Source organism: Streptosporangium sp. DT93, from assembly GCF_049844535.1.
Taxonomy (GTDB): domain Bacteria; phylum Actinomycetota; class Actinomycetes; order Streptosporangiales; family Streptosporangiaceae; genus Streptosporangium.
Genome location: NZ_JBNCLF010000005.1, coordinates 95,113 through 116,109 on the forward strand (window position 1 = coordinate 95,113; position 20,997 = coordinate 116,109).

At 72.0% G+C, this 20,997-nt stretch carries 18 protein-coding genes; 9 read left to right on the top strand and 9 right to left on the bottom strand.

Translation table 11 applies throughout. From position 1 onward, the window contains the following. Positions 1-37: 37 nt before the first annotated feature. Positions 38-1,477 (bottom strand): GuaB1 family IMP dehydrogenase-related protein, encoded by a 1,440-nt coding sequence (locus ACLQ2R_RS13170; RefSeq protein WP_425959756.1) that lies wholly within the window; start codon positions 1,475-1,477, stop codon positions 38-40. 134 nt (positions 1,478-1,611) lie between these two features. Between ACLQ2R_RS13170 and ACLQ2R_RS13175 the strand changes: the two genes are divergently transcribed. Further along, positions 1,612-2,079 carry a GyrI-like domain-containing protein gene (locus ACLQ2R_RS13175; RefSeq protein WP_425959757.1) on the top strand — a complete coding sequence of 156 codons (468 nt, stop codon included), beginning with the start codon at positions 1,612-1,614 and terminating at the stop codon, positions 2,077-2,079. 25 nt (positions 2,080-2,104) lie between these two features. Here the strand turns inward: ACLQ2R_RS13175 and ACLQ2R_RS13180 are convergent, their stop codons facing one another. The 7 genes from ACLQ2R_RS13180 to ACLQ2R_RS13210 form a co-directional block, all read right to left on the bottom strand. Continuing rightward, positions 2,105-2,641, bottom strand: coding sequence for a hypothetical protein (locus tag ACLQ2R_RS13180; protein WP_425959758.1), 537 nt, complete (start codon positions 2,639-2,641; stop codon positions 2,105-2,107). Positions 2,642-2,653: 12 nt separating this feature from the next. Beyond that, the gene (locus ACLQ2R_RS13185; protein WP_344896321.1) at positions 2,654-2,884 is read right to left on the bottom strand and encodes a helix-turn-helix transcriptional regulator; all 231 of its coding nucleotides are present in this window, start codon (positions 2,882-2,884) and stop codon (positions 2,654-2,656) included. A gap of 19 nt (positions 2,885-2,903) precedes the next feature. Next, positions 2,904-3,740, bottom strand: a complete 837-nt coding sequence (locus ACLQ2R_RS13190) for an ABC transporter permease (RefSeq protein ID WP_425959759.1) — start codon at positions 3,738-3,740, stop codon at positions 2,904-2,906. Further along, on the bottom strand, positions 3,737-4,582 hold the full coding sequence (locus ACLQ2R_RS13195) for an ABC transporter ATP-binding protein (RefSeq protein ID WP_425959760.1): 846 nt from the start codon (positions 4,580-4,582) through the stop codon (positions 3,737-3,739). The genes ACLQ2R_RS13190 and ACLQ2R_RS13195 overlap by 4 nt, the downstream gene beginning before the upstream one ends. A gap of 161 nt (positions 4,583-4,743) precedes the next feature. Then, complete coding sequence (locus tag ACLQ2R_RS13200) at positions 4,744-6,006, bottom strand: cytochrome P450 (protein ID WP_425959761.1); 1,263 nt, start codon at positions 6,004-6,006, stop codon at positions 4,744-4,746. A gap of 194 nt (positions 6,007-6,200) precedes the next feature. Next, positions 6,201-6,896, bottom strand: a complete 696-nt coding sequence (locus tag ACLQ2R_RS13205) for a nitroreductase family protein (protein ID WP_425959762.1) — start codon at positions 6,894-6,896, stop codon at positions 6,201-6,203. Between the two features lie 185 nt (positions 6,897-7,081). Continuing rightward, the gene (locus ACLQ2R_RS13210; protein ID WP_425959763.1) at positions 7,082-8,221 is read right to left on the bottom strand and encodes a CaiB/BaiF CoA transferase family protein; all 1,140 of its coding nucleotides are present in this window, start codon (positions 8,219-8,221) and stop codon (positions 7,082-7,084) included. A gap of 228 nt (positions 8,222-8,449) precedes the next feature. Between ACLQ2R_RS13210 and ACLQ2R_RS13215 the strand changes: the two genes are divergently transcribed. From ACLQ2R_RS13215 to ACLQ2R_RS13230, 4 genes are all read left to right on the top strand, one after another. Then, on the top strand, positions 8,450-10,114 hold the full coding sequence (locus ACLQ2R_RS13215; RefSeq protein ID WP_425959764.1) for a serine/threonine-protein kinase: 1,665 nt from the start codon (positions 8,450-8,452) through the stop codon (positions 10,112-10,114). A gap of 1 nt (position 10,115) precedes the next feature. Beyond that, positions 10,116-11,096, top strand: a complete 981-nt coding sequence (locus ACLQ2R_RS13220) for an NAD(P)-dependent oxidoreductase (protein ID WP_425959765.1) — start codon at positions 10,116-10,118, stop codon at positions 11,094-11,096. Positions 11,097-11,216: 120 nt separating this feature from the next. After that, positions 11,217-12,575, top strand: coding sequence for an FAD-binding oxidoreductase (locus ACLQ2R_RS13225; protein WP_425960041.1), 1,359 nt, complete (start codon positions 11,217-11,219; stop codon positions 12,573-12,575). Between the two features lie 14 nt (positions 12,576-12,589). Continuing rightward, positions 12,590-13,849, top strand: coding sequence for a class I SAM-dependent methyltransferase (locus tag ACLQ2R_RS13230; RefSeq protein ID WP_425959766.1), 1,260 nt, complete (start codon positions 12,590-12,592; stop codon positions 13,847-13,849). Positions 13,850-13,990: 141 nt separating this feature from the next. On the opposite strand, the gene ACLQ2R_RS13235 is transcribed toward ACLQ2R_RS13230, so the two are convergent. After that, positions 13,991-15,523, bottom strand: a complete 1,533-nt coding sequence (locus tag ACLQ2R_RS13235) for a long-chain-fatty-acid--CoA ligase (RefSeq protein WP_425959767.1) — start codon at positions 15,521-15,523, stop codon at positions 13,991-13,993. Positions 15,524-15,688: 165 nt separating this feature from the next. Between ACLQ2R_RS13235 and ACLQ2R_RS13240 the strand changes: the two genes are divergently transcribed. From ACLQ2R_RS13240 to ACLQ2R_RS13255, 4 genes are all read left to right on the top strand, one after another. Further along, positions 15,689-17,317 (top strand): GMC family oxidoreductase, encoded by a 1,629-nt coding sequence (locus tag ACLQ2R_RS13240; protein ID WP_425959768.1) that lies wholly within the window; start codon positions 15,689-15,691, stop codon positions 17,315-17,317. Between the two features lie 179 nt (positions 17,318-17,496). Further along, complete coding sequence (locus ACLQ2R_RS13245) at positions 17,497-18,753, top strand: cytochrome P450 (RefSeq protein WP_425959769.1); 1,257 nt, start codon at positions 17,497-17,499, stop codon at positions 18,751-18,753. A 52-nt stretch (positions 18,754-18,805) separates the two neighbouring features. Further along, positions 18,806-19,654: an alpha/beta fold hydrolase gene (locus ACLQ2R_RS13250; protein WP_425959770.1), complete on the top strand. Its 849-nt coding sequence runs from the start codon at positions 18,806-18,808 to the stop codon at positions 19,652-19,654. Between the two features lie 52 nt (positions 19,655-19,706). Next, a complete protein-coding gene (locus ACLQ2R_RS13255) occupies positions 19,707-20,939 on the top strand; it encodes a cytochrome P450 (protein WP_425959771.1) in 1,233 nt (410 codons plus the stop codon). Positions 20,940-20,997: the final 58 nt, after the last annotated feature.

Here is a 20,997-nt window from a genome sequence, read left to right on the forward strand (position 1 = left end):
CGTCGGTACGGGTCGGGGTGGCGCCCGCGGGCGAGGGTCACCAGCTCTGGTGCAGCGGCTTGCCCTCGCTGTAGCCGGACGAGCTCTGCACGCCGACCACCGCGCGCTCGTGGAACTCCTCCAGGGTGGAGGCGCCCGCGTACGTGCACGAGGAGCGCAGGCCCGCCACGATGGCGTCGATCTGGTCCTCCACGCTGGGCATGGCCGGGTCGAGGTACATCCTGGAGGTGGAGATGCCCTCCTCGAACAACGCCTTGCGCGCCCGCTCGAAGGGGGAGTCCTCGGCCGTGCGCAGCCGCACCGCGCGGGCCGAGGCCATGCCGAAGTTCTCCTTGTACCTGCGCCCGTCCGCGGCGGTACGGGTGTCGCCCGGCGACTCGTAGGTGCCGGCGAACCACGAGCCGATCATCACGTTGGCCGCGCCGGCGGCCAGGGCCAGCGCCACGTCGCGCGGGTGGCGGACGCCGCCGTCGGCCCAGACGTGGCGGCCCAGCCTGCGGGCCTCGGTGGAGCACTCCAGCACGGCGGAGAACTGCGGGCGGCCCACCCCGGTCATCATCCGGGTGGTGCACATCGCGCCCGGCCCGACGCCCACCTTCACGATGTCGGCCCCGGCCTCGACCAGGTCGCGGACGCCCGCGGCGGTGACGACGTTGCCCGCCGCGACCGGCACGCCCGGGTCCAGCGCGCGGACCGCCCGCAGAGCGGCGATCATCTTCTCCTGGTGGCCGTGCGCGGTGTCCACCACCAGGCAGTCCACCCCGGCCTGGAGGATCTCCTTGGCCTTGGCGGCCACGTCCCCGTTGACGCCCACGGCCGCGGCGACGCGGAGCCGGCCCGAGGCGTCGACCGCGGGCCGGTACAGGGTGGCGCGCAGCGCGCCGGTCCTGGTCAGGATGCCGACCAGGCGCCCGTCGCCGTCCACCACCGGGGCCAGCCGGTGGCGGCCCTCGTGCAGGCGGTCGAAGGCCTGGCGCGGGTCGAGCCCGGCGGGCAACGTCAGCAGGTGGTCGGACATCACCTGGGAGAGCTGCGTGTACATGTCCACGCCCGTGCAGTCGCTCTCGGTGACCACGCCGGCCGGGCGGTTGTCCCAGTCCACGATGATGATCGCGCCGTGGGCCCGCTTGGGCAGCAGGTTGAGGGCCTCGCCGACCGTGTCGTGCGGGGTGAGCGTGAGGGGCGTGTCGTGCACCAGATCGCGCCGCTTGACCCAGTCGACGACGTCGGCGACCACCTCGATCGGGATGTCCTGCGGGATCACCGTGATCCCGCCTCGCCGGGCCACCGTCTCGGCCATCCGCCGCCCCGCCACCGCCGTCATGTTGGCGACCACGACGGGAATGGTGGTGCCCGTGCCGTCCCGGCCGGAGAGGTCGACGGCGAGCCGTGAGCCGACGGAGGAGAGCGACGGCACCATGAACACGTCGCTGTAGGTCAGGTCGTAGGCCGGTGTCATCCCATTGAGAAATCTCACGCTCATCCACCTTATTCCGTGAATTATCCGGAGAGGAGTGTTCCCCGTTCCCGCCCTTCCAAGAGGGCCGTACCGTCGGACCGGGAGGCTAAGATCCCGTTTGCGTGATTGGTGAATGGCCAGGAGGAGGCGCTGTGATCGTCGTTGATCGGCCCGAGATGCTCGTCGTAGGCCATGCCGTAAGGACGTCGAACGCCGACGAGATGGAGCCGGGCAGGGGCAGGCTCGGCGCGCTCTGGCGGCGGGCGGGGGCGCCGGGGGCGTTCGCGCACGTGCCGGGACGGATCGACGAGAACATCTACGCGGTGCTCACCGACTACGAGAGCGACCACCACGGCGCCTACACCCAGGTCGTGGGGGTCGCGGTGCGCAGCGCGGCGGCACTGCCCGAGGGCATGGTGGCCGTCCGGGTGCCCGGTGTGCCGTCGCTGAGGCTGGAGGCCCGCGGGCCGATGCCGGCCGCGCTGCTGGAGTGCTGGCAGCGGTTGTGGAAGCACACCGAGTCGGCCGGCACCCCGCCCCGGGCGTTCACCACCGACGTGGAGATCCACCACCCCGGAGGGGCCGACGTCTACGCGGCGGTGCTGTCCCCGATGCGCTGAGCCCCCGGCGTGGTCCTCGACCCTCTCAGGCGTCGTCGTCGGGCGGCGGGTCGGGCAGCCGCCAGCCGGAGACGATCAGCGGCATCACGAAGTGGGTCATGAAGAGCGCGATCGTCAGCAGGACCAGCGCCCCGCCCGGCACCGAGAAGTCGCGTCCCCGGGGGATGCCCGTCGTGAGGACCACGACCAGGAGGGCGATCATGACGCCCGTCATGATCCGGTGGGCCAGGGCGACGGCCCGCAGGCGCTCGCCGACCTGGCGTTCGTCCAGGTCGCGTTCGGACAGCTCCACGACGCCGCGGGTGGCGACGTTGAGCAGGCTGACGGCCGGCAGGTAGACGATCAGCGAGATCGTCAGCAGCGCGAAGTTGACCAGGACGGGGCCGTCGCCGGGACCGCTGATCCAGGCCACGGCCGCGTCCACCCAGAACAGCGAGACGCCGAAGGCCGCGGCGGCGGCGAGCAGCCGCCTGCGGCGCCGGGTGGCGTACCAGCCGGGCAGGTAGTCGCGCTGCAGGGCCTCGACACGGGTCCGGTGCCAGTTCTCTTTCCAACCGTTCACGATCTCATCTGCCTAACCACTGCCCAGCCGCGGGAACGGCCTGAGGGAGAACACGACTTCCAGGGGGACTTCGAAATGTTCGGCGATGCGGAGGGCCAGGAACAGGCTGGGGCTGTACTCGCCGCGCTCGAGGTAGCCGATCGTCTGGTAGTGGACCCCCAGCGCGGCGGCCAGTTCCTTGCGTGAGATGCCACGCTCGGCCCGCAGCACCGAGATCCGGTTGTACACGTCTTCGGCGGACATCCCAGCAGTCTCCCAGCACTCAGGAGGCCTGCGCGGCGAGCCTGCGCCCGGCGAGGCGCGAGCCGGACTCGCGCCGGGTGACCCGGCGGATCAGCAGCGGCGCCAGCAGCGTCCCGGCCACCGCCCAGATCGCCAGCACCGAGGCCACCATGGGCAGGCGCCAGCTCCCGCCGATCTCGGCGGCGAGCACGGTGTCGGGCAGGAAGGCGGCCCGCAGGCCGAGCCCCTGCCAGTACAGCGGGAAGACCTGGGAGACCCACTGCGCCGCCTCGGGCAGGAAGTTCATCGGGAGCATCACCCCGGAGGTGACCATCAGCACCATCACCGGCAGCGCCAGGACCCCCGCGGCGGTCTTGGGGCCGGGCAGCATGCAGCCGATGGCCGCGCCCAGCGGCACCACGGCGGCCGTGCCCAGCAGCATCACCCAGGCCAGGGTCGCCCAGTCACGGGGCTGCGAGACCCCGCCCAGGGCCACGCCGACGGCCAGGATCAGCGCGCTCTGCACGACGATCTGGCCCATGACGGTCACGGTCCGTCCCACGACGTAGGCGCCGACGCCGCCGGGGACGGTCCGCAGCCGCAGCAGCGTGCCCTCCTCCCGGTCGGCCGAGATGGCCATCGGCAGCGACATCACGCCGTTGGAGAAGACGGTGAAGGCCAGGAAGCCCACCGTCATGAACGTCCTCATGGAGACGCCGGTCCCCTTGACCTCGTTGTCGCCGATCCACACGAGCAGACCGGCGAAGACGACGACCGTGCCGAGCATGGTGTTCAGCAGTTCCCTGCGGTCGCCGAGCAGGTGCGTGTGCTCGCTCCAGCCGCGCCGCAGCCCGATGCGCAGTGCCCTGACGTTCATGCCGCCCTCCCGATCAGTTCCAGGTAGCTCTCCTCCAGCGACGGGCGCCGGATCTCCAGGCCCGGCACCGGTCCCTCGAATCTCCGGTGCAGCTCCCAGGCCTCCCGCGAGGGGTCCTCGGTGCGCAGGACCCGCTCCCGGCCGTCCTCGACCCACCGGATGTGCGAGCCGCCCCGCACCTGCCTGGCCAGCTCGGACGGGGTGCCGCAGACGGCGATCTCACCGCCCACCAGGATCGCGGTGCGGTGTGCCAGCTTCTCGGCCTCGGCCAGGTCGTGGGTGGTCAGCAGCACCGTGATGCCGTCGTCGGCGGCGAGCCGCTCGATCAGCAGGTGGAACTCGCGCCGGGCCTCGGGGTCGAACCCGGTCGTCGGCTCGTCCAGGAAGAGCAGCTCGGGGCGGCCGACGATGCCCAGGGCCACGTCCAGCCGGCGGCGCTGCCCGCCGGACAGGCGGCTGACCCGCTGCCCGGCCTGGGCGGTGAGACCGAGGTCGGCCAGCAGCCGGTCCGGGTCGTGCGGGTCGTCGTAGAAGGAGCCGATGTGGCCGAGGAGCTCGCGGACGCCCCACCGGCCGTGGTCGCGCCAGCTCTGCAGGACGATGCCCAGCTTCGCCCGCCACGCCTCGCCGGCCTGCTCCGGGTCGGCCCCGAGCACGCTCACCTCGCCGGCCGAGCGGTTCCTGAAGCCTTCCAGGATCTCGATGGTGGTCGTCTTCCCGGCGCCGTTGGGGCCGAGCAGGGTGAAGATCTCGCCGCGTCGGATCTGCAGGTCGATGCCTCGCAGCACCTCGGCGGAACCATAGGTCATCCGCAGCTCGCGGACGCTTACCGCAGTACTCATGTTCATGAATGTAGTACATCTACTACATATGTGCCAACACCTGTGACGGTCGGCGGCACACCTGCGTTCAGATGTACCGCCGGTACGACAGGTGGGTGCGGAAACACCGGAGACCACGAGAGGCGGGCGGCGCGGGCCGCCCGGTCATCGCCGTCGCAGCGTCACCGGGGACGCAGGATCACCGGGAACGAGGACACGCCCCGGACGAAGGCGTTGGGAACGATGCGCGGCCCCACCTCGTCGGCCCGCTCGGCCGAGCCCACCCGGCGGACGAACTCCTCGAAGAAGATCCGCAGCTCCAGCCGGGCCAGCGCCGCCCCCAGGCAGAAGTGGGTGCCGAGGCCGAAGGCGATGTGGCCGCCCGGGGGACGGGTCACGTCGAAGACGCCGGGATCGGTGAAGACCGCGGGATCGCGGTTGGCGGAGCCGTACATCAGCAGGACCTGGGCGCCGGCCGGGACGTTCCGGCCGGCCAGCACGGTGTCGCGGGTGGCGGTCCTGCACATGTTGAGGATCGGGGTCGTCCAGCGGATGAACTCCTCGACCGCGTTCCCGATCAGCGACGGGTCCTCGCGCAGCAGCCGCCACTGCTCCGGATGGCCGATCAGCGCGTCGACGGCGGTGGCGATCACGGTCCTGGTGGTCTCGGCGCCGCCGTCCAGCAGCAGCAACGCCTCGTTGGCCAGCCGCTCGTCGTCGTAGCGGGCCTCCCGGCTCCAGACGGACGTCAGGTCGTCGCGCGGGCAGCCGCGCCGCTCGGCGGCCAGTTCCAGCACGGCCGTGGCGAACTCCCCGGCCGCCACCGCGGCCTCGTGGGTGACGTAGCGCAGGCCGCCTCCGGCCACGACCGTCGTCTCCGACCAGTGGACCAGCTCCCGCCAGCGCTCGTCGGGGAAGCCCAGCAGCCAGCCGATCATCCTGCCGGGCAGGGGTGCGGCCAGTGCGGGCACCGCGTCCACCTCGCCCCGTTCGAGCGCGTCGTCGAGCAGTTCGGTGACCACCGAGCGCACCCGCCCGGCGTACCGCTCCTCCACGTGGCGCGGGGTGAAGCGCCGGTAGACCAGGCGGCGGCGCTCGGCGTGCTCGGGATCGTCCACCCCGATCATGGAGGGGTCGCTGGGAAGCTGCGGCCGGTAGCCGATCGCGCTGGACCAGAGCCTCGCGTCGCGCTCCACCGCGCAGATGTCGGCGTGCCGGGAGACGCCCCACAGGTCGTTGCCGGCGTCGAGGTAGACCGGGGCGTGCTCGCGCAGCCAGGCGTACACCGGCCAGGGGTCGCCCGCGTACAGGTCGCCGTCGAGAAGGTCGATCCCGGCGGCCGGGAGGGATCCGCCGGGCCCGGGCGCCGCCGCCGCGCGGCGCCCGACCTCCCGGTCCATCTCGGAGAACGGGGCGTCCGTCGGACGTTGGACGTGATCATGCATGGTCAGCTCCGGAACATCGGGGTGATCGCACCGAGCCGCCCGACCGGTCGCGCCGACGCGTCCGGGCGAGAGTCGTTCTGCCGTCTCTCGTCGCCGTGCTCTCGTCGTCCCTGTCGCGTCCTCCCGTCGCCGTTCTCCCGTCACCGCGCGGGGCCCGCGCGGGGCCGCAGGACGTGCGGCCCCGCGGCGCCGGCTCAGCCCTCCGGCCTCCACAGCGGTTCGGGGACCTCGAAGCCCACGTCCTGGCCCCATTGGTTGCGGTAGCTCACCTCGTGCGCGGGACGGCGGGGCGCGACGCCCCAGCGTCCGGTCGGGTAGCCGAAGGTGACCGCGCAGGCCATCGTCCAGCCCTTGTCCTCGGGAACGCCGAGCACCCGCAGGGTCTCCTCGGCGTGGAAGATGCCGAGCACGCTGGTCAGCGCGCTGCCCACGCCGTGGGCGCGCGCGGCCAGCTGCGCGCTCCACACCGAGGGGAAGATGGAGCCGCCGGACGGGTCGTTGCGGACGAACGCGAACAGCAGCAGCGGGTAGTTCTCGAAGTGGTCGGCCAGGTGCTTGGCCGAGTTCAGCACGCTGAGCGTGCGGGTGTCGCCCTCGGCCTCGGCCTTCTCGCGCATCGGCCGGTAGTGGCCCTCGAAGAGCTTGCCGAGCGCGTCGCGGTAGAGCGGGCCGAGCCGCTCCTTCACGCCGGGGTCGTCGACGAGCAGGAAGCGCCAGCTCTGCACGTTGCCGCCGCTGGGCGCGCGGACCGCGGCGTCCAGGATGCTGCGCTGGACCTCCTCGGGGATCGGGTCCGGCTTGACCCTGCGCATCGCCCTGGTCGTGTAGAGGGCCTCGAAGACGTCCATCCCCGCCGCTCCCGTCGCCGCGCCGTTCGTCACACCCGCCATTCCCGCCGCTCCCGTCGTGTTCGTCGCGCCCGCCGTGCCTTCCATGCGTTCCGTGCCCTCCGTGTCCCTTGTGCGTTCAGCACCCTGACCGCCCTGACCGCCCTGACCGCCCTGACCGCCCTGACCGCCCTGACCGCCCTGTGTGTCCTCCGTGCTCCGAGGGCCGTCCGGGTCGTGCGCGCCCGTCACGCCAGCACCCCCGCCTCGCGCAGCCGCGCCGCGGTCTCCTCCGGCAGACCCCAGGAGGTCAGGTCCGCCAGCCGGGTCGCGGGGGAGAGGTCCTGCTCGTCCACGCCCAGCAGGCGCGGCGCGGGAGCGGGCTGCCGTACCCCGCCGACCTCGACGAACGCGCCCCTGGCCTTGTTGTGCGGGTGGTCGGCGGCCTCGCCCATCTCCAGCACCGGGGAGACGCACGCGTCCGAGCCGTCGAACACCGCCTCCCACTCGGCGCGGGTCCTGGACCTGAACTCCTCGGCCAGCCGCTCGCGCAGCTCCGGCCACCGCGACCGGTCCTCGCGGTCGGGCAGCTCGGCGGCGGACAGTCCCATCCGCGCGAGCATCTCCGCCCAGAACTGCGGCTCCAGCGAGCCGACGGCCAGGTACCCGCCGTCCGCGGTCTCGTAGGTGTCGTACATCGGCGCGCCCGTGTCGAGCAGGTTGGTGCCGCGGGGGCCCCAGAAGCCGCTCTGCACGCCGTGGTAGAACATCGCGAACAGCGTCGCCGCGCCGTCCACCATCGCCGCGTCGATCACCCGGCCCTCGCCGGTCCGCTCCCGCTCGATCAGCGCGAGCAGCACGCCGTAGGCGAGCATGAGGCCGCCCCCGGCGAAGTCGCCGAGGATGTTGATCGGCGGCGTGGGCCGCTCACCCGCGCGGCCCAGCATCGACAGCACGCCGGAGACGGCGATGTAGTCGATGTCGTGCCCGGCGGTCGCCGCGAGCGGGCCGTCCTGGCCCCAGCCGGTCATCCGCCCGTAGATCAGGCGCGGATTGACCGCGTGCAGGTCGGCCGGGCCGATGCCGAGGCGCTCGGCGACCCCGGGGCGGAACACCTCGACGACCACGTCGGCGTGCCGGGCCAGCTCCTTGAAGGCGGCCACGCCCTCGGGGGACTTCAGGTCCACGCCGACGGTCCGCTTGCCGCGGTCCATCACGTCGGCGCGCGGACGGTCCCCGGCCTTGGCGACCGTGCTCGCCCGCTCGACGCGCAGCACCTCGGCGCCGTGGTCGGCCAGCATCATCCCGGCGAACGGGCCGGGGGCCAGTCCCGCCAGTTCGAGCACGCGGACTCCGGCCAGCGGGCCCTTTCTGGTCACGCGCTCCATCGACATTCTCCTCGGCTGCGACATCGACTCTAGTCCGGCACGGCTCACACAAGCAAACGCTTGGTAAAGAACTTGGCGACCCGTCCCGCCCAAGTAGAACAACATTCGGCTTTCCGTGGCAAGACACATCGCCAGGAGCCGCGTGGCGCCCGCGCGCGTATGGGAAACTTGCGCCCTCTCCGAACGGGACCTAGGGGTTTTGCGATGACGTATCCGCACAGTGAACGGGTGGTCGCTGGGCGCTATCGACTGCTGCGAGAGCTCGGCCGGGGCGGGATGGGGGTCGTGTGGGAAGGCTACGACACCCTCCTCAACCGCGCGGTGGCCGTCAAGGAGGTCCTGCTGCCACCTCACCTCTCACCGGCCGAGCACAGCGTCCAGCTCGCCCGCACCTCCCGCGAGGCCAGGACGGCGGCCCGGCTCAACCACCGCGGCATCGTGGCGATCTACGACGTGGCCGAGCAGGACGGCCGTCCCTGGATCATCATGGAGCTGGTCAGGGCCCGCGGGCTGGACGAGGTCGGGCGGCTGCCGGTGCACCTGGTCGCCGACATCGGCCGCCAGGTGCTCTCGGCCCTGCGCGCCGCCCACGAGGCCGGCATCCTGCACCGCGACGTCAAGCCCAGCAACATCCTGCTGGAGCCCGACGGCCGCGCCGTCCTGTCCGACTTCGGCATCGCCACCATCGAGGGCGACACCTCGCTGACCCAGACCGGCATGGTGACGGGCTCGCCGAGCTTCCTGCCGCCCGAACGCGCCACCGGCGCCGACGCGGGCCCCTGGTCGGACCTGTGGGCGCTCGGCGCCACCCTGTACGCGGCCCTGGTCGGCCAGGCCCCCTTCGAGCGCCGCGACGCCATCGCCACGCTCGGCGCGCTCATCAGCGAGGAGCCCGACCTCACCAGGGTCCCGCCGGAGATGCGCGCGGTGCTCACCGGCATGCTCCAGCGCGAGCCCGCCCACCGGCTGAGCGCGCAGCAGGCCGACGCGCTGCTGGCGGAGGTCCTCAGCGACCCGTCGGCCGCGATCCGCCGCACCGGCGAGAACGCGATTCGCCAGGACCGGCAGACCGCCTCACGCCGTACCGGGGAGAGCGCGGCCCACCGCACCACGGGGACGTCGCGCCGGGCGGTCGCGCGGGACGGAGGCGAGGGCGGGGACCTCGCGGTGGCCGGCCGGCGCCGGCGGCGGCGCGGCGGGCGGGTCCCGCTGATCGTGGCGTCGGTGCTGGTGCTGGCGGCCGGCGGCGCCGTGGCCGCCGTCGCGATGTCCCAGCCCGACCAGCGGAACGTGGCGCGCTCCGGGCCCGCCGCCTCGACGGCGGAACCCGAGCCGGCCAGGAGCACCGCCTCACCCACCCCGACCCCCACCCCCACGCCGACCCCCACACCGACCCCCACTCCGACGGCGGCGCCTGCCCAGGAGCTGCGCACCTGGCGTGCCCGGCCCCCGGAGAACTGGTCCATCACCTACCCCGCCGGCTGGAGGGGCGAGCTGACCAACGAGACGGGCTACACCCAGTGGCTGCGCCGCGACGGGCGCGCCCACCTGGCGGTGGAGCCGATGGAGCAGTCCTTCGACGGCCTGGACGCGCTCCAGCGGACCGTCAGGGAGAGCGCCGCCCTGCAGAGCGAGTTCCACTCCGAGGACCTGCGCAGGGTCCCCTCGTCCTACGGCGCCGCGCTGGAGTGGGAGTTCACCTGGACCGCGAAGGAGAACGGCGGGATCCCCTGGGCCGCGCCCGGCGTGACCTACCACGAGCTGCGGCGGTTCATCGAGGTCGGCGACACGGTCATGGTGCTGGCCTGGACCGTCCACGACGGGGAGTGGGATGCTCAGCGTCCCCTGATGAACCGGGTGTTCTCCGGTTTCCACCCCCGCGGAGGCGAGTGACATGACCTGGAAGGTGCTCGCGCTGCCGCCCCTCCCCGAGGCGGCGGTGCGCAACCTGCTCGGATCCCTGGGCGACCGGGTCGAGGTATCGGTCCCGGCCGCCCGCGACCGCCGGTCGCTGCTGGCGGCCCTCGGCCCGGCCGAGATCGTGGTCGGCGACTGGAGCGGCGGCCTCACCCTGGACGCCGAGGCCGTCCGGGCCGCGCCCGACCTGGCGTTCGTGCAGCAGCCCTCCGTCGGCGTGGACGGCCACGACCTCGCCGCGCTCGCCGCGGCCGGCGTGCCGCTGGCCAACACCGCAGGGGTGAGCGCGATCGGCGTGGCCGAATGGTGCCTCGCGGCCGCCCTCGCGCTGTCGCGGCGGCTGCCGGAGGCCGACGCCGCGGTCCGCGCCGGCCACTGGCCGCAGCTGGACCTCGGGCCCGCCGAGCTGTACGGCTCGGCCGTCGGCGTCGTCGGGTTCGGCCCGATCGGCGAGGCGGCCGCGCGGATGTTCGCCGCCCACGGGTGCGAGGTCTCCTACTGGACCCGCACGCCGCGCGAGGTGCCCTACACCTACCGGGAGATCGGCGAGCTGGTGGCCGGCTCCCGGGTGCTCGTCGTGGTCGTCCCGCTCACCGAGGAGACCCGGGGGATGATCGACCCCTCGGCGATGCCCGCCGGCTCCCTGCTGGTCAACGCGGCGCGCGGGCAGGTGGTGGACTCCGCGGCCCTCGTGGCGGCCCTGGAGTCCGGGCACCTGGGCGGCGCCGCGCTCGACGTGTTCGACACCGAGCCGCTGCCGCCCGGCGACCCGCTGCGCAGCAGCCCCCGGGTGCTGCTCTCCCCGCACGTGGCCGGGGTCACCCCGCAGTCCACCGGACGCCTGATCCGGTGCGTGCTGGACAACCTGGAGGCGGCGCTCGACGGCCGCCCGGTGGTCAACGTGGTGAACGGGGCCGATCCGGTGGTCGGCCGCAGGTCCCGTTCGGCGCTCTCGTAGAGTTTTCCCGCGTTTAACGCGCCCCGCCTGGCTCCGGAGAGATCCGAGATATAACGTGCCTAGGGGCGATCTTTCCAACGACGGTCAGTGGGGGTGATCACCGTGCGACGGATGACGGCGATGTCGGCGCACCGGCAAGCGGTGGAGCAGATCAGGGAGTCCTACGCCGCCATCCCTGACGGCGCGGTGCCGCGGCTCTCCAAGGCCACCACGAACCTGTTCCGCTTCAGGGACGGCGCCCGGGCGGCGAAGCTCTCGGCGCTCTCGGCCAGGGATCTGGACCAGGTCATCGAGGTCGATCCCGAGACGATGACCGCCGAGGTCCAGGGGATGACGACCTACGAGCACCTGGTGGACGCGACGCTCGCCCACGGGCTCATGCCGTACGTGGTGCCGCAGCTGAAGACCATCACGCTGGGCGGGGCGGTGACCGGGCTCGGCATCGAGTCCACCAGCTTCAGGGACGGGCTGCCGCACGAGTCCGTGGAGGAGCTGGAGATCCTCACCGGCGACGGACGGATCGTGGTGGCCCGTGACGACAACGAGCACCGCGACCTGTTCCGGGCCTTCCCCAACTCCTACGGCACGCTCGGCTACGCGCTCCGCATCCGGATCAGGCTCAAGCCCGTCGACCCCTACGTCAGGCTGACCCACATCCCGTTCGGCGACGCCGACAAGTGCATGCTCGCGATGCGCGACATCTGCGAGAGCGGCGAGTACGAGGGCGAGCGCGTCGACTTCGTGGACGGCACGTTCTTCGGCCCCGGCGAGCTGTACGTGACCGTGGGGCGCTTCGCCGAGCGCGCGCCGTACCTGTCGGACTACACCGGGATGCGCATCTACTACCGGTCGATCCAGACCAGGACCCGCGACTGGCTGACCGTCCGCGACTACCTGTGGCGCTGGGACACCGACTGGTTCTGGTGCTCGCGCGCCTTCGGCGTGCAGAGCGCGCTGGTGCGCTCCCTGATGCCGCGCACGTGGATGCGCTCGGACGTCTACCGCAGGCTCGTCGGCCTCGACCGCAGGTACGGCGTGATCGCCCGGGTGGACCGCTGGCGCGGCCTGCCGGTGCAGGAGTCGGTCATCCAGGACATCGAGGTGCCCGTCGAGCGCGGCGCCGAGTTCCTGGAGTTCTTCCACGACAAGGTCGGCATGACGCCGGTGTGGATGTGCCCGCTGCGCTCCACCGGCGAGTGGCCGCTCTACCCGCTCCAGGAGGGGCGGCTGTACGTCAACTTCGGCTTCTGGGGAACGGTCCCGCTGCCCCGGGGGCGGTTCGACGGCTACCACAACCGTCTCATCGAGAACCGGGTCCACGAGCTGGAGGGGCATAAATCGCTGTACTCAACCTCTTACTATCCGGAGGATGAGTTCTGGCGGTTCTACAACGGAACCGCCTACTGGCCGATCAAGCGGGCATACGACGGGGGTGGCCGGTTGCTCGATCTCTACGACAAGTGTGTTCGGGGGCGTTAGGAGAGGTTGATTCTGTGTTGCTCGCAGAGATCTTCGAAAAGGTCATGGGCCCGGAGGCGGACGTACGCTTCATCGCCTACGACGGAAGCAAGGCCGGTCCGGACGGGGCCGACGTCACCGTCGAGGTGAAGACCCCGGCGGCCGTCGCCTACCTGGCGCAGGCGCCGGGAGAGCTGGGCCTGGCCAGGGCCTACGTCTCCGGGCACCTCGACGTCCACGGCGACATGTACACGCTGCTGTCGCGGATGTGGGCGCTCACCGTCAACGACATCCCGGCCAAGGAGAAACTCGCCGCCATCCGGGCACTGGGCATGCGCCCGCTGCTCACGCGGATGCCGCCTCCCCCGCAGGAGGTGCGCAGCAGCGTGCTGGCCCGGATGGGCAGCAGGCACGCCAAGCGCCGCGACGCCGAGGCGATCCACCACCACTACGACGTCTCCAACAGGTTCTACTCGTGGGTGCTGGGCCCCTCCATGGCCTACACCTGCGCGGTCTTCGCCGAGCAGGAGACCACGCTGGAGGAGGCGCAGTTCGCCAAGTTCGACCTCGTCGCCCGCAAGCTCGGCCTCAGGCCCGGGATGAGGCTGCTGGACGTGGGCTGCGGCTGGGGCGGCATGGTGATCCACGCCGCCCGCGAGTACGGCGTGAAGGCGCTGGGCGTCACGCTCTCGCGCCAGCAGGCCGAGTGGGCGCAGAAGGCCATCGCCGAGGCCGGGCTCGGCGAGCTCGCCGAGGTCCGTCACATGGACTACCGCGACGTGCCGGAGACGGGCTTCGACGCGGTCAGCTCGATCGGCCTGACCGAGCACATCGGCAAGGACCAGCTCCCCTTCTACGTCCGCTTCCTGTACGGCAAGCTCGTCCCGGGCGGGCGGCTGCTCAACCACTGCATCACCCGTCCGACGGGCACGGAGCCGACCATCAACGCCGGCGGCTTCATCAACCGCTACGTCTTCCCCGACGGGGAGCTGGAGTCGGTCGGCTACCTGGCCCGCCAGATCGAGGACACCGGTTTCGAGATCCGCCACGAGGAGAACCTCCGCGAGCACTACGCGCAGACCCTCCGCTACTGGTGCGCCAACCTCGACGACCACTGGGACGAGGCGGTCCGTGAGGTCGGGGAGGGGACGGCGCGGGTCTGGCGCCTCTACATGGCGGCCTGCGTGGTCGGCTTCGAACGCAACAAGATCCAGCTCCACCAGATCCTCGGGGTGAGGCTCAACGCCGACGGCACGGCCGGCATGCCGCTCCGCCCCTCCCGCGACTGGCCCTAGCCCTGGCCGGGCCCCGGCCCTTTCGTGCCTGAGCTCGTTCGGTCCTGAGCCCGGTTGTTCACGAGCCGGGCTCAGGACCGGGACCCGGCCGGTCCGGGACCGGCCGGTTCCTCGGGACCCGGCCGGGCGGCGGGATCGCCGTCAGCGCAGCTCGCGCTTGAGGATCTTGCCGGTCGCGGTCATCGGCAGGGCGTCCCTGAACTCGACGATCCGCGGATACTTGTACGCCGCCATGTTCTCCCTGGCCCAGGCGATCAGCTCCTCCTCGGTGACCGTCGCGCCGGGGGTGCGGATGACGTACGCCTTGACCTCCTCGCCGTGCGAGTCGTGGGTGACGCCGACCACCGCCGCGAGCGAGACCTCCGGGTGGGTGATCAGCACCTCCTCGAGCTCGCGCGGGTAGACGTTGAAGCCACCCCGGATGATCATGTCCTTGGCGCGGTCGATGATGGAGTAGTAGCCGTCGGCGTCGCGGGTGGCGATGTCACCGGTGCGGAACCAGCCGTCCCGCATGACCTCGGCGGTCGCCTCGGGCCGGTTGTGGTAGCCCTTCATCACGTTGTGGCCGCGGATCGCGATCTCCCCGGGGCCCTCGCCCTCGACCGTCTTCCAGTCGCCGTCGATCAGGCGCATCTCCACGCCCCAGATCGGCGTGCCGACCGTACCGGGCTTGCTGGTCCTGCCCACCTGGTTGAAGCTGGCCACCGGGGAGGTCTCCGACAGGCCGTACCCCTCGTAGATGCCGACCCCGAAGGTCTTCTCGAAGTCCCGCAGCACCTCGACCGGGGAGGAGGCGCCGCCGGCCACCGCGATCCTCAGCGTGGTCGGCACCGCGTCCCCGTCCGCGTGGATCTTCGTCAGCATCGCCCAGTACATGGTCGGCACGCCCGCGAACAGCGTGACGTTCTCGGCGCGCATGAGCTCCAGCGCCGGGCCCGGCTCGAAGCGCGGCATCAGCACGATGGTCGCCCGCCGCCGGAACCCGGCGTTCATGACGACGGTCTGCCCGAAGGAGTGGAAGAGCGGCAGCACCGCGAGGTAGGCGTCGCCGCCCTCGGTGCGGGGGAACATCTCGTCCGAGACCATGGCGTTGAGCAGCATGTTCTGGTGGCTCAGCTCGGCGCCCTTGGGCTGGCCCGTGGTGCCGCTGGTGTAGAGGATCACCGCGGTGTCCTCGGGCGCGGTCTGCACGGTCTCGAACGTGCCCGGCACGCCGTCCAGCGCCGCCCAGATCGTCTCCCCGTGCTCGGACTCGGTGGCGAGGGCGGCGGCGGGCAGCACGAAGAAGTGCTCGGCGGAGGAGGCCTCGAAGCCCGCCCTGCCCCGCTCGCCCAGCGGCAGCTCGGGGGTGCCCTCGAAGCAGAACAGCGCCTTGGCCTGGGAGTCCTCCAGGTGGTAGGCGATCTCCCTGGTCTGCAGCAGCACGTTGAGCGGCACGACCGTGGCGCCGGCCTTGAGGATCCCGTAGTAGACGAACGGGAAGTAGGGCAGGTTGGGGCAGGCCAGCGCGACCTTGTCGCCGCGGCCGATGCCCCGGGAGACCAGCAGGTTGGCGACCTGGTTCGCGATCGTGTCGACAAAGGAGTACGGCAGCCTCAGGTCGCCGAAGACCAGCGCGGTGCGGTCCGGGGTCTCCCTGGCGCTGTCCTCCAGCACGATCGACAGGTTGAGCATGGTGCGTTCCTCCTCCGAGCAGCTCCGACCCGCTCATCCTCGCAGCCGGAGATACCGGCCGGTAGGTAATGGCGGTCACAAATTGACGGGCAAACCGGGAGAGAGTATGCAGATGAGAGCCCGCTTACGGGGAGGCGAGCTGACCGTCTGGGCGAGGAGGGGTCAGTGAGCGTGGAGTACGACTACGTCATCGTGGGCGCGGGATCGGCGGGGTGCGTGCTGGCCGCGCGCCTGTCCGAGGACCCCGGCACGACGGTCGCCCTGATCGAGGCGGGCGGGTCCGACCGGATGCTCGCGGTGCGGATGCCGGCCGGGTTCGCCAGGCTGTTCAAGACCGAGCACGACTGGAACTTCACCACCGCCCCGCAGGCCGGCCTGTCGGGCCGGGAGCTCTACTGGCCGCGCGGCCGGATGCTCGGCGGCTCCTCCTCGATGAACGCGCAGATGTGGGTGCGCGGGCACCGCGCCGACTACGACGGCTGGGGCGTGCCCGGCTGGTCCTACGAGGAGGTCCTGCCGTACTTCCGCAGGGCCGAGCGGCGCTCGGGATCCAACCGCGGTGACGTGTACGGCACGGACGGCCCGGTCCACGTCTCGGAGCTGCGTTCCCCGAACCCGGCCACCGCGCTCTTCCTGCGCGCCTGCGAGGAGGTGGGCATCGGCCGGCTGGACGAGCTCAACGGGCCCTCCAACGAGGGGTGCTCGCCGACGCCGGTCACCCAGCACCGGGGCCGCCGGTGCAGCTCGGCCGACGCCTACCTCGCGCCCGCGGCCGGACGGCCCAACCTCACCGTGCTGACCTCCTCGCACGTGCGCCGGGTGCTCGTCGAGGACGGCCGCGCCGTCGGCGTGGAGTACGCCGGCGGCCGGGACGAGGGCCGCCGCGGACGCCGGGGTGCCCGCGCAGGGGGCGGGGGCGGGGACGCCGGTGCCGTCACGGTGGTGCGGGCACGGCGGGAGGTGCTGCTCTCGGCCGGCGCGATCGGCTCCCCGCACCTGCTCATGCTCTCCGGTGTCGGCCCCGCCGACGAGCTGCTGGCCGCGGGCGTCGAGCCGGTCCACGAGCTGCCGGAGGTCGGCTCCGGCCTCCAGGACCACCTCGCCTCGGGCGTCTTCCTGCACTGCCCCGAGCCGATCACGCTCGCCGGCGCCGAGACGACCGGCAACCTGATCCGCTTCCTGGTCGGCCGCCGGGGCATGCTCACCTCCAACGTCGGCGAGGCCGTGGCGTTCGTCCGCACCTCACCGGCCGAGCCCGCCCCCGACATCGAGCTGATCTTCGCCCCCGGCCCCTTCATCGACCACGGCCTCACCCCGCCCGCCGGTCACGGCCTGACCATCGCCTCGATCCTGCTCCGGCCCGAGAGCCGGGGCCGGGTCTCGCTGGACGGCCGCGACGTCGTGATCGACCCCCGCTACCTCACGGCCGAGGCGGACCTGCGGCGGCAGGTGGCCGGGCTGCGCAGGGCCGGGGAGCTGTTCGCCACCGAGGCGCTCCGCCCGCTCGCCGGGCCGCCGATGGCCCCCTACTGGGGTGCGAGGACCGAGGAGGAGCTGGCCCGCTGGATCCGCGAGCGGAGCGAGACCCTGTACCACCCGGTCGGCACCTGCCGGATGGGGGAGGACCCCGGCTCGGTGGTGGACCCCTGCCTGCGGGTCCGGGGGATCGCCGGCCTGCGGGTGGTGGACGCGTCGGTGATGCCGTTCATCAACCGGGGGCACACCCACGCGCCCACCGTCATGATCGCCGAGAGGGCGGCCGACCTCATCGCGGCGCGCACCGGCCCGGCCTGACCGGCGGGGTCCGTCGCCGCTCCCGGACCGCGGCCGTCACCCTCCGCCGGGGTCCTCTCCGTCAGGCGACCCGGAGGGCTCCCGCCGGCCGTCACCCTCGCCGCCGGGGCCCCCGGCGAGACGCCGAAGGGATGCCCGCATCCCTTGACGTAAGTGGTCACTTGCACGAATCTGAGGCCATGACCGTGGACGCGACGGACATCGACCTGTCGGAGATCTCGTTCTGGGCGCGGCCCCAGCGGGAGCGCGTGGAGACCTTCCGGCGGCTCCGCGCCCTCGACCGCCCGGTGTTCACCCGGGAGAACAGGATCCCCTTCGTCGGGCACGGGCCCGGCTACTACGCGCTGGTGCGGCACGCCGACGTCTCGGAGGCGAGCAGGAACGCCGGCCTGTTCAGCAGCGAGCCGACCGCCAACAGCATCGTCGACATGCCCCGCTGGCTCGCCGTGTACTTCGGCTCGATGATCAACATGGACGATCCCCGGCACGCCAGGCTCCGGCGCATCGTCTCCCGGGCGTTCACGCCCAGGGTGCTGGCGAAGATGGAGGAGGACCTCCAGCGGGCGGCCACCCGCATCGTGGACGAGGCGATCGCCGAGGGACCGGGCGACTTCGTCACCCAGATCGCCGCCCGGCTGCCGGTCCAGGTCATCTGCGACATGATGGGCGTCCCGCCGGAGCTCCACCCCCGGGTGCTGCGCGCCACCAACGTCATCCTGGGCAACGCCGACGCCGAGTACACCGGGATCGAGCCCACCCTGAACCGCTGGAACGTGGCCCGCGGCCTGGTCGCGCTGCTGGCCGCCGGGCGCGAGCTGAGCCGGCTGGCGATCCGGCTCGGCCGCGAGCGCCGGGGCGCCTCCAACGGCGACCTGGTCGGCACGCTGGTGAACGGCGACGAGCACCTCACCCCGCAGGAGCTCGGCTCGTTCTTCATCCTGCTCGTGGTCGCCGGGAGCGAGACGACCCGCAACGCCATCGCGCACGGGCTCACCCTGCTCACCGGCAACCCCGGACAGCGCGAGCTGCTCACCGGTGACTTCGAGAGGTACATCCCCGGCGCGGTCGAGGAGATCGTCCGCCACTCCACCCCGGTCATCCAGTTCCGCCGTACGCTCACCCGCGACCACGAGATGGGCGGGCAGCACTACCGCGAGGGCGACAAGGTCCTGCTCTTCTACAACTCCGCCAACCGTGACGAGGCCGTCTTCACCGATCCCGACGTCTTCGACATCACCCGCCACCCCAACCCGCACGTGGGGTTCGGCGGCCCGGGGCCCCACTACTGCCTGGGCGCGCACCTGGCCCGGCGGGAGATCACCGTGATGTTCCGCGAGCTGTTCACCCGCATGCCCCGGATCCGCTCGACGGGCGAGCCCGACCCCCTGCTGTCCAACTTCATCAACGGCGTCAAGCATCTGCCGTACGGCGCCTGACCTCGCGCGGGGGCCGGGCGCCGCTTACCAAGCGGGTGTTAGGTTTTCTCCCATGGACACCAGCACCGTCACCGCCAACGGCGTCGAGTTCACCTACCTGGCGCAGGGCGAGGGGCCGCTCGCGCTGTGCCTGCACGGGTTCCCCGACACCGCCCACACCTGGCGGCACCTGCTGCCCGAGCTCGCCGGACGCGGATACCGGGCCGTCGCGCCGTTCATGCGCGGCTACGCGCCCACCGCGATCCCCGCCGACGGCGCCTACGAGGGCGGCGCGCTGATCGCCGACGCCTGCGCGCTGCACGAGGCGCTCGGCGGCGACGGCGACGCCGTGCTCATCGGCCACGACTGGGGCGCCTTCCCCGTCTACGGCGCCACCGCCTTCGCCCCCGAACGCTGGCGCAGGGCGGTCGCCATGGCGGTGCCGCCCACGGCGGCGATGTCGGACGTCTTCCTCGACTACGACCAGCTCAAGCGGTCCTTCTACATCTTCCTCTTCCAGACCTGGGCGGCCGAGGCCGCCGCGTCGCGGGACGGGTTCATCGAGGGGCTGTGGCGCGACTGGGCGCCCGGGTACGACGCGACCGAGGACGTCGCCCTGGTACGGCGCAGCCTGGGCGACCCGGCCAACCTCGCCGCCGCGATCGGCTACTACCGCGCGATGCTCGGCTCCGTACCCCCCACCGGCCGTTACGCCGCCGAGCAGGCCGCGACCGGGGGACAGGTGCCGATCCTCTACCTGCACGGGACGCGCGACGGCGCCCTGGGAATCGGCCTGACCGAGAGGGCCGCGGCCTTCCTCCCGCCGGGCTCCAGGGTGGAGCACGTCGCCGAGGCCGGGCACTTCCCCCACCTGGAGCGGCCCCGGGAGGTGAACGACCTCGTCCTGGACTGGCTGAGCTGAGGATACTGTGGCAGGATCCATTGAACAGAATGTGGTTCTAGTGGAGGCTGGCGTGACGGTTGCACTCGCGGACATCGACCTGTCGGACATCGCCTTCTGGGAGCGTCCGATGGCCGATCGGGAGGCCGCCTTCGCGGTGCTCCGCGCCCAGCCCGGTCCGATCCTGTTCGCCGAGCCCGAGATCCCCTTCGCCCCGCGAGGCCCGGGCTACTACGCCCTGGTGCGGCACGCCGACATCGTCGAGGCCAGCCGCCATCCCGACATCTTCTCCTCGGAGCGCGGGGCGACGTCCATCCAGGACCTCGGTCCCGACTTCAGCGAGTACTTCGGCTCGATGATCAACATGGACGACCCCCGGCACGCCCGGCTCCGCCGGATCGTCTCGCGGGCGTTCACCCCGAAGATGATCAAGCAGTTCGAGGCCGACGTCGAGGCCACGGCCGTGCGGACCGTGGACGAGCTGATCGCCACCGGTCCCGGCTGCGACTTCGTGACCGAGGTGGCCGCCAAGCTTCCCTTGAAGATCATCTGCGACATGATGGGCATCGGCCCCGAGCACTACCAGGCCGTCTTCGACGCCACCAGCATCATCCTGTCGGGTGGCGACCCGGAGTTCATCGCCGACGTCAGCCGCGCGGCCGAGCTCCTCCTCGGTGCCGGCGAACGGCTCCGCGAGCTGGTCATCTCGCTGGCCGCCGAGGGCGGCGACAACCTCACCACGGCCCTGACCAGCGCCAACATCGACGGCGAGAAGCTGACGTTGCAGGAGCTGGGGTCGTTCTTCATCCTGCTGGTGGTGGCGGGCAACGAGACCACCCGCAACGCCATCTCGCACGGCCTGCACATGTTCACCGAGAACCCCGACCAGCGGGCCCTGCTGCTGGAGGACTTCGACGGGCGCCTGCCGGGAGCCGTCGAGGAGATCGTCCGTCTCGCCTCGCCGGTGGCCTGGATGCGCCGGAGCCTCACCCGCGACCACGAGATGAACGGCCACCTGTACCGCGAGGGCGAGAAGGTGCTGCTCTACTACTGGGCCGCCAACCGCGACGAGAACGTCTTCACCGATCCCCACGGCTTCGACATCCGCCGCACCGAGGGCCCGCACGTCGGCTTCGGAGGGCCGGGCCCGCACTTCTGCCTGGGTGCGCACCTGGCCCGGCGGGAGATCACCGTGATGTTCCGCGAGCTGTTCACCCGCCTGCCCCAGATCCGCTCGGTCGGCGAGCCCGACCGGCTCCGCTCCAGCTTCATCAACGGCATCAAGCACCTGGAGTGCACCTTCTGAGCCCACGGCCCCGGAAGACCGGTCCGTTCCCCGAACGGGCCGGTCTTCGAGCCTTTTC

What these genes read in the sequence shown, in the direction of transcription:
- ACLQ2R_RS13185 (WP_344896321.1), bottom strand. Translation starts at nt 2,884, where the DNA reads ATGTCCGCCGAAGACGTGTACAACCGGATCTCGGTGCTGCGGGCCGAG.
- ACLQ2R_RS13190 (WP_425959759.1), bottom strand. Translation starts at nt 3,740, where the DNA reads ATGAACGTCAGGGCACTGCGCATCGGGCTGCGGCGCGGCTGGAGCGAG.
- ACLQ2R_RS13195 (WP_425959760.1), bottom strand. Translation starts at nt 4,582, where the DNA reads ATGAGTACTGCGGTAAGCGTCCGCGAGCTGCGGATGACCTATGGTTCC.
- ACLQ2R_RS13200 (WP_425959761.1), bottom strand. Translation starts at nt 6,006, where the DNA reads ATGCATGATCACGTCCAACGTCCGACGGACGCCCCGTTCTCCGAGATG.
- ACLQ2R_RS13205 (WP_425959762.1), bottom strand. Translation starts at nt 6,896, where the DNA reads ATGGCGGGTGTGACGAACGGCGCGGCGACGGGAGCGGCGGGGATGGAC.
- ACLQ2R_RS13210 (WP_425959763.1), bottom strand. Translation starts at nt 8,221, where the DNA reads ATGGAGCGCGTGACCAGAAAGGGCCCGCTGGCCGGAGTCCGCGTGCTC.
- ACLQ2R_RS13220 (WP_425959765.1), top strand. Translation starts at nt 10,116, where the DNA reads ATGACCTGGAAGGTGCTCGCGCTGCCGCCCCTCCCCGAGGCGGCGGTG.
- ACLQ2R_RS13225 (WP_425960041.1), top strand. Translation starts at nt 11,217, where the DNA reads ATGTCGGCGCACCGGCAAGCGGTGGAGCAGATCAGGGAGTCCTACGCC.
- ACLQ2R_RS13235 (WP_425959767.1), bottom strand. Translation starts at nt 15,523, where the DNA reads ATGCTCAACCTGTCGATCGTGCTGGAGGACAGCGCCAGGGAGACCCCG.
- ACLQ2R_RS13245 (WP_425959769.1), top strand. Translation starts at nt 17,497, where the DNA reads ATGACCGTGGACGCGACGGACATCGACCTGTCGGAGATCTCGTTCTGG.
- ACLQ2R_RS13250 (WP_425959770.1), top strand. Translation starts at nt 18,806, where the DNA reads ATGGACACCAGCACCGTCACCGCCAACGGCGTCGAGTTCACCTACCTG.